General features: G+C 68.9%; 5 protein-coding genes and 1 pseudogene. 4 read left to right on the top strand and 2 right to left on the bottom strand.

The window, feature by feature from the left end:
* Positions 1–127: pseudogene (locus tag D0D28_RS34825) on the top strand (IS630 family transposase); the annotation flags it as partial.
* Here the strand turns inward: D0D28_RS34825 and D0D28_RS34830 are convergent.
* The gene (locus tag D0D28_RS34830) at positions 124–660 is read right to left on the bottom strand and encodes an NADPH-dependent FMN reductase (RefSeq protein WP_116115449.1); all 537 of its coding nucleotides are present in this window, start codon (positions 658–660) and stop codon (positions 124–126) included. The pseudogene D0D28_RS34825 and the gene D0D28_RS34830 sit on opposite strands and share 4 nt — an antisense overlap.
* 9 nt (positions 661–669) lie before the next feature.
* The gene (locus D0D28_RS34835) at positions 670–2,094 is read right to left on the bottom strand and encodes a short-chain fatty acyl-CoA regulator family protein (RefSeq protein WP_116115451.1); all 1,425 of its coding nucleotides are present in this window, start codon (positions 2,092–2,094) and stop codon (positions 670–672) included.
* A gap of 227 nt (positions 2,095–2,321) precedes the next feature.
* Between D0D28_RS34835 and aceA the strand changes: the two genes are divergently transcribed.
* The 3 genes from aceA (at position 2,322) to D0D28_RS34850 (ending at position 6,301) form a co-directional block, all read left to right on the top strand.
* Positions 2,322–3,608 carry an isocitrate lyase gene (gene aceA / locus D0D28_RS34840; protein WP_094009011.1) on the top strand — a complete coding sequence of 429 codons (1,287 nt, stop codon included), beginning with the start codon at positions 2,322–2,324 and terminating at the stop codon, positions 3,606–3,608.
* 67 nt (positions 3,609–3,675) lie between these two features.
* Positions 3,676–5,283: a malate synthase A gene (gene aceB / locus D0D28_RS34845; protein ID WP_116115453.1), complete on the top strand. Its 1,608-nt coding sequence runs from the start codon at positions 3,676–3,678 to the stop codon at positions 5,281–5,283.
* A 220-nt stretch (positions 5,284–5,503) separates the two neighbouring features.
* Positions 5,504–6,301: a S1 family peptidase gene (locus D0D28_RS34850; protein WP_094009013.1), complete on the top strand. Its 798-nt coding sequence runs from the start codon at positions 5,504–5,506 to the stop codon at positions 6,299–6,301.
* Positions 6,302–6,335: the final 34 nt, after the last annotated feature.

Raw genomic sequence — 6,335 nt, forward strand, 5'->3', positions numbered from 1 at the left:
CGACATCCGCGCATGGATCGAGACCTGGAACAACGAACCACGGCCCTACGTCTGGACCAAGACCGCCGACCAGATCCTTGACTCCATCGCACGCTACTGCACGCGAATTAATAACTCAGGACACTAGCGGGTCGCCAGCGCGGTCAGCGCCTCCCGCACCCGCTGCCGGATGGTCTCGTCCCCGATGAGGCCGTCCGCGCCGATCGCCTCCCGCGGCACGGGAATGTGCACGCAGGCGTCCTCGACGATCCGCGTCCCCAGATACCCCAGGACGGTCCGCAGCGACTCGTGCGCCCCGGCCGCGCCGGTGACCGAGGACGACACGTTGATCCACGCCACCGGTTTGCCGCTCATCGCGTCCGAGCCCACCGCCCAGTCGAGCAGGTTCTTGAACGACCCGGGCAGCGCGCCCGCGTACTCCGGCGTGCAGAACAGCACCGAGTCCGCTTCCTTCAGCTGCCCGCGCAGGCCGGCGACGGCGTTCGGCAGCGGGTCCCGGTCGTCGTCCGGATCGAAGTGCGGCAACGACCGCAGCCCGTCGTAGATCTCCACGACCGCGCCCTCCGGCGCGACCGCCCGCGCGGTGGCGAGCATCGCGGAGTTGGTCGAGCCCGCTCGCGTGCTCCCGCTGACGGCCAGGATCCGGAAGAGCGTCGTCATGCGCCCACGCTATCCCTTGGGCACCGCCGGGTACGGGACGAAGGTGCTGGTGTTCTCGTCGACCGTGAGCTGCTTGCCGATCGTCGGGAACGCGCGCTGCGGGCAGGCCGGCCGTTCGCACACCTTGCAGCCCATGCCGATCGGCGTGGCGGCCGCCTTCGCGTCCAGGTCCAGGCCGGTGGAGTAGATGAGCCGCCCGGCGTGCCGGAGTTCGCAACCGAGACCGACGCTGAACATCTTGCCCGGGCTGCCGTAGCCGCCGATGTTGCGCGAGACCGTCCGCGCGATCCAGAAGTAGCTCTTGCCGTCCGGCAGGGTCGCGATCTGGGTGAGGATCTTGCCCGGTGAGCTGAACGCCTCGTAGACGTTCCACAGCGGGCACGACCCGCCGACGCGGGAGAAGTGGAAGCCGGCCGCCGACTGCCGCTTCGACATGTTGCCCGCGCGGTCCACCCGCACGAACGAGAACGGCACCCCGCGCCGCTTGGGCCGCTGCAGGGTCGACAGCCGGTGGCACACCGTCTCGAACCCGACGCCGAAGTGGTCGCACAGCCGCTCGATGTCGTAGCGGAAGTTCTCCGCGGCGGACAGGAACGGGCCGTAGGGCAGGATCAGCGCCCCGGCGAAGTAGTTGGCGAGGCCGACGCGGGCCAGCGACCGCGCCGCCGGGCCGGAGAACGCCCACGAGTCGGCCAGCTCGGTGATCAGGTCGTCGTACTCCAGCAGGGCGATCTGCGAAGCCATCCGGAACGCCCGCTGGCCCACGCGCAGGCTCGGCGCGAGCCGCAGGATCTTCGCATCGGGGGAGTAGCGGTGCTGCTGGCCGGCGGCCTCGTCGATGCCCTCGCTGGTCACCTGCACGCCGTAGTGGCTCGCCAGCCTCTCCAGCAAAGTGTTGTGAACGCCGCCGCGCCGCAGCCCGATGTCCTCGGCCATCCGCTCGGCGCGTTCGTCCAGCTCGGCGACGTAGTTCTCGCGCTCGTAGAAGAAGTCGCGGACCTCCTCGTGGGGCAGGGGCGCGGCGGCGCTGCCGTGCGGGCCCATGCCGTTCTCGGTGACCAGCGCGGCCGTGCTCTCCACCGCCGCCCGGTAGCTGCGGTGCAGCCGGACCAGGGCCTGCGCGATGGTCGGCAGGTTGGTGGCCAGCTCGTTGAGTTCGCTGGTCGTCGCCTCAACGCCGAGCGACTCGTCGAGCAGTGCTTCGCGCACGTCGGCGACCAGTCGGCTGGTGTCGTTGTTGGCGAAGAACTCGGTGTCGACCCCGAACGCCTCGGTGATGCGCAGCAGCACTGGAACGGTCAAGGGACGCGAGTTGTGCTCGATCTGGTTGAGGTAGCTGGGGCTGATTTCCAGCAACCTGGCCAGGTCAGCCTGGCTCATCGACCGGCTCTCGCGCAGGTGGCGCAGCTTCGCGCCGGCGAAAGTCTTCTCCACGACAGGCCCTTTCCGAAGAGCTTTTCCCGACCGCACCGATCACGTGACCGATTCAGTCCCCGGACTTTGCGGCGGCTGCGAAACCTGGTTTCACAACCTTCACAACATGCTACGCCAAAATTTGCAGAAATTGGCAAATTGGAGCGCTGGCGGTGTTTGCGCAGCACATGTCATGGTCGTTGCAAGCAAGCGAGTCATCGCAAAGTTCGCAAAGGTGGAGAACTCCCATGGCAGAGCAGCCCAACGAGTTGCAGCAGGAAGCCGCGAAGCTCGAGCAGCAGTGGGCGTCGGACCCCCGGTGGAAGGGTGTCAAGCGCTCCTACAGCGCGGCCGACGTGGTGAAGCTGCGGGGCAGCGTCGTCGAGGAGCACACGCTGGCCCGCCGCGGCGCCGAGAAGCTCTGGAACCTGCTGCACACCGAGGACTACGTCCACGCCCTCGGCGCGCTGACCGGCAACCAGGCCGTCCAGCAGGTGCGCGCCGGCCTCAAGGCCATCTACCTGTCCGGCTGGCAGGTCGCGGCCGACGCGAACCTCGCGGGCCAGACCTACCCGGACCAGAGCCTGTACCCGGCCAACTCGGTGCCGGCCGTCGTCCGCCGCATCAACAACGCGCTGGGCCGCGCCGACCAGATCAACTGGGCCGAGGGCAACACCGACATCGACTGGTTCGCGCCGATCGTCGCCGACGCCGAGGCCGGCTTCGGCGGCCCGCTGAACGCGTTCGAGCTGATGAAGGGCATGATCGCGGCCGGCGCCGCCGGTGTGCACTGGGAGGACCAGCTCGCGTCCGAGAAGAAGTGCGGCCACCTCGGCGGCAAGGTGCTGATCCCGACCAAGCAGCACGAGCGCACCCTGAACGCGGCCCGCCTGGCCGCCGACGTGCTCAACGTGCCGACGCTGGTCGTCGCCCGCACCGACGCGCAGGCCGCCACGCTGATCACCAGCGACGTCGACGAGCGCGACCAGAAGTACATCACCGGCGAGCGCACCTCCGAGGGCTTCTACAAGGTCCGCAACGGCATCGAGCCGTGCATCGACCGCGGCCTGGCCTACGCCGAGTACGCCGACCTGCTGTGGATGGAGACCTCCACGCCGGACCTCGAGGTCGCCCGCCAGTACGCCGAGGCGATCAAGGCGAAGTACCCGGACCAGATGCTGGCCTACAACTGCTCGCCGTCGTTCAACTGGCGCAAGCACCTGGACGACGCGACCATCGCGAAGTTCCAGCGCGAGCTGGGCCACATGGGCTACAAGTTCCAGTTCATCACGCTGGCCGGCTTCCACGCCCTGAACTACTCGATGTTCGACCTTGCGCACGGCTACGCCCGCGAAGGCATGACCGCCTACGTCGACCTGCAGGAGCGCGAGTTCGCTTCGGAGGAGCGGGGCTACACCGCCACCAAGCACCAGCGCGAGGTGGGCACCGGCTGGTTCGACCTGGTCAGCACCGCGCTGAACCCGGAGAGCTCGACCACCGCGCTCACCGGTTCCACCGAAGAAGCCCAGTTCTAGAAGAAGTCGCGAGCGGCCAGGGCGCGCTCGCCCTGGCCGCCTCGCGGCCCCTCCAGGAAGGCTTGCCATGTCTCACAGGTTCACCTCGCAGATCGAGGTCGCCGGCCCGGCCGGCGAGCGGTACGACGAGATCCTCACCCCGGCGGCGCTGGCCTTCATCGCGCGGCTGGACAACGAGTTCGCCGGACGGCGGCGCGAGCTGCTGGACGAGCGGCGGCTGCGGCGGGAGAAGCTCGCCAGCGGCGAGGACGTGCTCGACTTCCGCCCGGAGACCCGCTGGATCCGCAACGACGACTCGTGGCAGGTGGCGCCCGCGGCGCCCGGCCTCGAGGACCGGCGCGTGGAGATCACCGGCCCGACCGACCGCAAGATGACCGTGAACGCGCTGAACTCCGGCGCGAAGGTGTGGCTGGCCGACTTCGAGGACGCGACCTCGCCGACCTGGTCGAACATCGTCGGCGGGCAGCTGAACCTGTTCGACGCCATCCGGCGCGACATCGACTTCACCACCGGGTCGGGCAAGCGGTACGCGATCTGCGACAACCCGGCGACGATCGTCGTCCGGCCGCGCGGCTGGCACCTGGTCGAGAAGCACCTGCGCATCGACGGGCGCCCGGTCTCGGCGAGCCTGGTGGACTTCGGGCTGTACCTGTTCCACAACGCGCGCCAGCTGCTGGCGAGGGGCAGCGGGCCGTACTTCTACCTGCCCAAGCTGGAGAACCACCACGAGGCGCGGCTGTGGAACGACGTGTTCCGCCTCGCGCAGCAGGAGCTGGGCATCCCGCAGGGCACCATCCGGGCGACGGTGCTGATCGAGACGATCACCGCGGCGTTCGAGATGGACGAGATCCTGTACGAGCTGCGTGAGCACGCGGCCGGGCTGAACGCCGGGCGGTGGGACTACATCTTCTCGATCATCAAGAACTTCGGCGACGCCGGTGCGGACTTCGTCCTGCCCGACCGCGCCGAGGTGACGATGACCGCGCCGTTCATGCGGGCCTACACCGAGCTGCTGGTCCAGACCTGCCACAAGCGCGGCGCGCACGCGATCGGCGGGATGGCGGCGTTCATCCCGAGCAAGGACCCGTCGGCGAACGCGCTGGCCTTCGAGAAGGTCCGGCAGGACAAGGAGCGCGAGGCGCGCGACGGCTTCGACGGTTCGTGGGTCGCGCACCCCGGCCTGGTCCCGGTCTGCCGCGAGGTGTTCGACGAGGTGCTCGGCGGGTGGCCGAACCAGCTCGGCCGGACGCGCGACGACGTCTCGGTGACCGCCGAGGATCTGCTGAACGTGGCCAGCGCCGGCGGTGAAGTCACCGAAAAGGGTTTGCGGGCCAACATCAACGTCACTCTGCGCTATGTGGACTCGTGGTTGCGGGGCACCGGCGCCGCGGCGATCTTCGGCCTGATGGAGGACGCGGCGACCGCGGAGATCGCGCGGGCGCAGGTGTGGCAGTGGATCCGCAACGGCACGAAGCTCGACGACGGCACGGCGGTGACCGACTCGCTGGTCCGGTCCATGCTGGACGAGGAGCTCGCCGCGGTCCGGGCGGATCTGGGTCCGGAGGCCAAACTGGACGATGCGCGGGAGATCTTCGTCGAGACCGCGCTGGGTGAGAAGCTGCCGAGCTTCCTGACCACGGGCGCGTACGCGCGCTACCTGACGGATCTGGCCTGAATCTCCTGAAAAGACCCCGGTTTTCCCTCTCCTGACGGGGAGAACCGGCTCGCGCTGGCTGTGGCCGGACAGCGCGGACACTCGGGCCCGGTAGGTATGCTCCACCTACCGGGCCCGACCCGTCCCCGAAAATTTCTGCCTTTAGGTAGATGTGTAGAACCCTCCGAAAGCGCAATCCTGAACTGCGACACCGTTCACCAGGGCGCCGAAGGAGCTGGTAATGATCCCTGTAGTCCGCCGCTTCACCCGTTCGATCGTGGTTTTCGTGAGTGTGGTCGCCGCGTGTGTCTGCGTGCCGGCCGCGCAGGCGGAGCCGGGGATCGTCGGGGGCACGCCCGCGAACATCGCGGAGTACCCCTTCACCGTGGCGCTGACCGATGCCACCGGCCTCCAGTTCTGCGGTGGCACGCTGGTCGCGGCGGCCAAGGTGCTGACAGCGGCGCACTGCGCGCAGGGGGAGAGCCCGACGGCGCTCCGGGTCGTGAGTGGACGGACGCAGCTGAGCGGCCGTGACGGGACGGTGTCCACTGTGTCCCACGTGTGGGTGCATCCGCAGTTCCGGGACGCCACGCAGGGCTACGACGTCGCGGTGCTGACCCTGACGCAGCCGTTGTCCGCGCAGCCGCTGCCCCTGGCGAGGAAGGACGACCCCGGCTACCAGGCCGGCACCGAGGCGACGATCCTGGGCTGGGGCAACACGAAGCCGATGGGCGATTCGTCGGACGTCCTGCTGAAGGCGACGGTCCCCATCACGAGCGACGACTACTGTGCGAAGGCGTACCCCCAGCAGTACACCCCCGAGGCGATGATCTGCGCCGGCTACCCGCAGGGCGGAGTGGACACCTGCCAGGGCGACTCCGGAGGCCCGCTGGTAGCCGCCGGACGAGTCGTAGGAGTGGTCTCCTGGGGCGAAGGCTGTGCCGAACCAGGAAAGCCCGGAGTCTACGCCCGAGTCGGCTCCTACCACGACGAGCTGCAAGCTCAGCTGACACCCCCGCCACCGGCGGTGCTCCCGTAACGCCCCCACGGCAACCACCGGCGCACGACCACCC

It is taken from the genome of Amycolatopsis ruanii (genome assembly GCF_003385175.1).
Classification (GTDB): Bacteria; Actinomycetota; Actinomycetes; order Mycobacteriales; family Pseudonocardiaceae; genus Amycolatopsis_E; species Amycolatopsis_E thermalba.

Excerpts from the sequence above, each read along its gene's own strand:
- aceA (WP_094009011.1), top strand. The coding sequence starts at position 2,322 with ATGGCAGAGCAGCCCAACGAGTTGCAGCAGGAAGCCGCGAAGCTCGAG.
- D0D28_RS34830 (WP_116115449.1), bottom strand. The coding sequence starts at position 660 with ATGACGACGCTCTTCCGGATCCTGGCCGTCAGCGGGAGCACGCGAGCG.
- D0D28_RS34850 (WP_094009013.1), top strand. The coding sequence starts at position 5,504 with ATGATCCCTGTAGTCCGCCGCTTCACCCGTTCGATCGTGGTTTTCGTG.
- aceB (WP_116115453.1), top strand. The coding sequence starts at position 3,676 with ATGTCTCACAGGTTCACCTCGCAGATCGAGGTCGCCGGCCCGGCCGGC.